Genomic DNA, 2,749 nt, shown 5'->3' with positions numbered 1-2,749 from the left:
GTACAGTCCCCGTGGCTCGCTATCTCACAAACGTATCTGTCTGCTTTATTCAGTTGTCAAAGAGCTGTGGCGAAAGCGTGTTGCTTTCATGTAAAAGCAGGTGCAGAGCAGGAAAGAGGGGATTGAACAAATCATGCTCTGCAATTACTGCTTGTTATTCTTCGGTTTCTAAAGGAATATCAAAGTCCAAAATCATTTTGATAAGTGCTTCTCTGATACGTCCTTTTAATTCCATGTCTACGACTATGCAGACATTACCATATCTGTCGTAGAACGGACGCAAACAACATTTTGATATGTACGGGTCATACAATGCTAGTATCTTTTCAATCGAATTTACGTTGCCGTCCACAGCCGACGAGATAAGGTAAAATGACGGGCGTGTGTTATTCATCATTCATGTTCTCCTTTAATTTTTTCTTGATTTCTTCAAGTGAGTTCTTCCTACTTCGGAACGACGTTGAACGGTTAATCTTTAATCTGTCGCCGATTTCTGTATCGCTCATGCCTAAGAAGAAATACATCAACAAGATTTCTCTGTCTTTTTCAGACAGATACTTAATCGCTTCTGCTAAATCATCATCAAGGACACGAACCTCAATACCACATACATCAAAGGCGGTATAATCGCTTTCGTATTCGTCCCAGACTGCCAGCTTTTCCACGACGATTTCTGGAAGTTCACAATAGGAAATTTCCTTATTTCTTCGTCGCTTTAATTCTTTGCGATAATTACGGACAATGCCTTTCACTACACGTTTGAGCTTGCAGTCAAATTGACATTGTATTGTCTTTTGGAAGTCCGACGGTTTCATATCATCACACCCCCTTTCCGTTATGACGTGAAAAGTGTTTATCCCTCTTTCCGCACCATATCTGTACAGCAAGGTGTGATTTGTTGCATGAATTTGAAAAAAAGTGAAAAAAATTTTTCGGGTACAAAAAAAGCCCGCACAAAACATATAGTCTGTACGAGCTATTAAAGCTGTGAGATATTCAGTTGTTGATAAAATGCTGTTAGGTAGTGTATGACCGTATAAGATTATGCTTAAAACTTTCCATGACCCAAGCCCCCTTACAGCACTTGATTTTTATTACACCTTTGTTTTTTTCGTAATCTTGTAAATATATTCTTCTGGTGTAGGGCGTTTATTTCTAAAATACTTTTTGAAATTTGCCTGCACTTCTGGGTCGGTGCTATTCATAGCTTCATCAATCGTTGCTTCAATATCCGCCCGAACATCAGACAATGATACACCGCCAGCTTTTGCACCAGCTTTTAATGTCTTTTTAATATCACGTTTTCTAAGCCCTAACATAGTTATTCCTCGTCATTATCAAATTGTTTTTCAAGTCGTTTTTGTCCTATTTTTTCAATAGAATATACAGCCCCCAAAATTAAAGTAACAAAAATGAGAGAAGAAATAAAAGTAATACCTATTACAGCAAGAAAATGTACGTCCAATATTCCAGTATATTTTTCCCCATACATAGTATAATTTCTAATTCCGTTAAAAATGGTAATCAGAACTGCTAATAGTAAAGTAGAAATTACCTTAAATTTTTTCCCAAAATATAAGTTATCCATAGAACTGTATCCAACCATTGCACCTCTGATTGAAAGATACACTATCGAAACAATCATAACAATCATTTCTGTTAAATATTCTCGTACTCCCATATCTAGCATATATGCTTTTATAAAAATAGATAGTGCTAAAATAGCAATAACCAAAATAAATGCTTCACTCTGAATTTTGTTATTTAATTGAATGATACGTTCATCTTTAATTTTATTTGTTTTCATGCTTTTATTCCTCCCAAAATAAATCGTCTAAAGTCTTATTAAGTGCTTTACAGATTGCTAAACAAAGTTTAAGTGTCGGGTTATAATTTCCAGCTTCAATCAATCCGATTGTTTGACGTGTTACACCTACTGTTTTTGCTAAATCTTCTTGACTCATATCACACTCAAGTCTAGCAATTTTTATTCTTTTATTCTTCACAATTTCACTTAATGCTCCTTTCTTTCTGTTTATACATGAATTATATATTATAAATTCCATAATGTCAAGTATATATTACATTATGGAATTTATAGATTTCATTTTATCTAACAAAATTAAAACAATAAGTAGTATGTGGGAGTATAACAACCTTTATGGACTTTTTATCCTACAATCTTCCAGTTGCTATCCTTATGTAATACAAGCTCATACTGCGATACTTGCGTCGCCTTTGTCTGATTATCAAGGAATTTCACGGCAACTTTGACTTTCACATTGTCCCCGTCCTTTGTGAAGATAGGGTTTACCAATTCAGAATAAAGATAGTCCCTGCCGATAGGTTCAAGTACATTACCAGATACATAATAGGCAAGTTCTTTTTCTGTGGCTGTTGGATAGAGCTTAAAGAATGTTTCCAGAAAAGCGGTAGCGTCATTGACAGTATCAGCGTCTACGCTTGCGTCTGCTTCTGGTGTCTTTGGCTCATAGTTTGATTTTTCAACTGCTGGTGCAAGGGTAGGGTTCTGAACGATTACCATATCCCCGTCAGCGTCCACATGGACTTTTACGGTATAGGTTGCTTTCACATTGCTTGTCTGTTCTCCCTCTTTTATCTGCTGATCTACTTCGTAGGTAGCAGATAAAGTGTCCGTTCCCAACTGTTCGATACTCCACACAATCACATCTGTAACTGTGGAGCTGGTCGGTATATCCGTTCTGATTGTATCACCATTCAAGTCCTG

6 protein-coding genes are annotated in these 2,749 nt (G+C 36.4%); all 6 read right to left on the bottom strand.

What is annotated here, in order from left to right; all coding sequences use genetic code 11:
- Positions 1–154: 154 nt before the first annotated feature.
- The gene (locus tag ACZM4J_RS12125) at positions 155–394 is read right to left on the bottom strand and encodes a helix-turn-helix domain-containing protein (protein WP_032512201.1); all 240 of its coding nucleotides are present in this window, start codon (positions 392–394) and stop codon (positions 155–157) included.
- Positions 387–815 carry an RNA polymerase sigma factor gene (locus ACZM4J_RS12120; protein WP_008787630.1) on the bottom strand — a complete coding sequence of 143 codons (429 nt, stop codon included), beginning with the start codon at positions 813–815 and terminating at the stop codon, positions 387–389. Before ACZM4J_RS12120 ends, ACZM4J_RS12125 begins: the two co-directional genes overlap by 8 nt.
- A 279-nt stretch (positions 816–1,094) precedes the next feature.
- Complete coding sequence (locus tag ACZM4J_RS12115; RefSeq protein WP_008393961.1) at positions 1,095–1,319, bottom strand: hypothetical protein; 225 nt, start codon at positions 1,317–1,319, stop codon at positions 1,095–1,097.
- A 2-nt stretch (positions 1,320–1,321) separates the two neighbouring features.
- Positions 1,322–1,807, bottom strand: a complete 486-nt coding sequence (locus ACZM4J_RS12110) for a DUF6773 family protein (protein ID WP_175300746.1) — start codon at positions 1,805–1,807, stop codon at positions 1,322–1,324.
- Between the two features lie 4 nt (positions 1,808–1,811).
- Complete coding sequence (locus ACZM4J_RS12105) at positions 1,812–2,006, bottom strand: helix-turn-helix transcriptional regulator (RefSeq protein WP_044930013.1); 195 nt, start codon at positions 2,004–2,006, stop codon at positions 1,812–1,814.
- Between the two features lie 164 nt (positions 2,007–2,170).
- Positions 2,171–2,749, bottom strand: a 579-nt coding sequence (locus ACZM4J_RS12100; protein ID WP_489486275.1) for a conjugal transfer protein, incomplete at its 5' end; no start/stop codon positions are given.

The organism is Eubacterium sp. (assembly GCF_057858645.1).
Note: the sequence above shows the minus strand (reverse complement) of the source record. Positions and strands in the feature narration are given on the sequence as shown.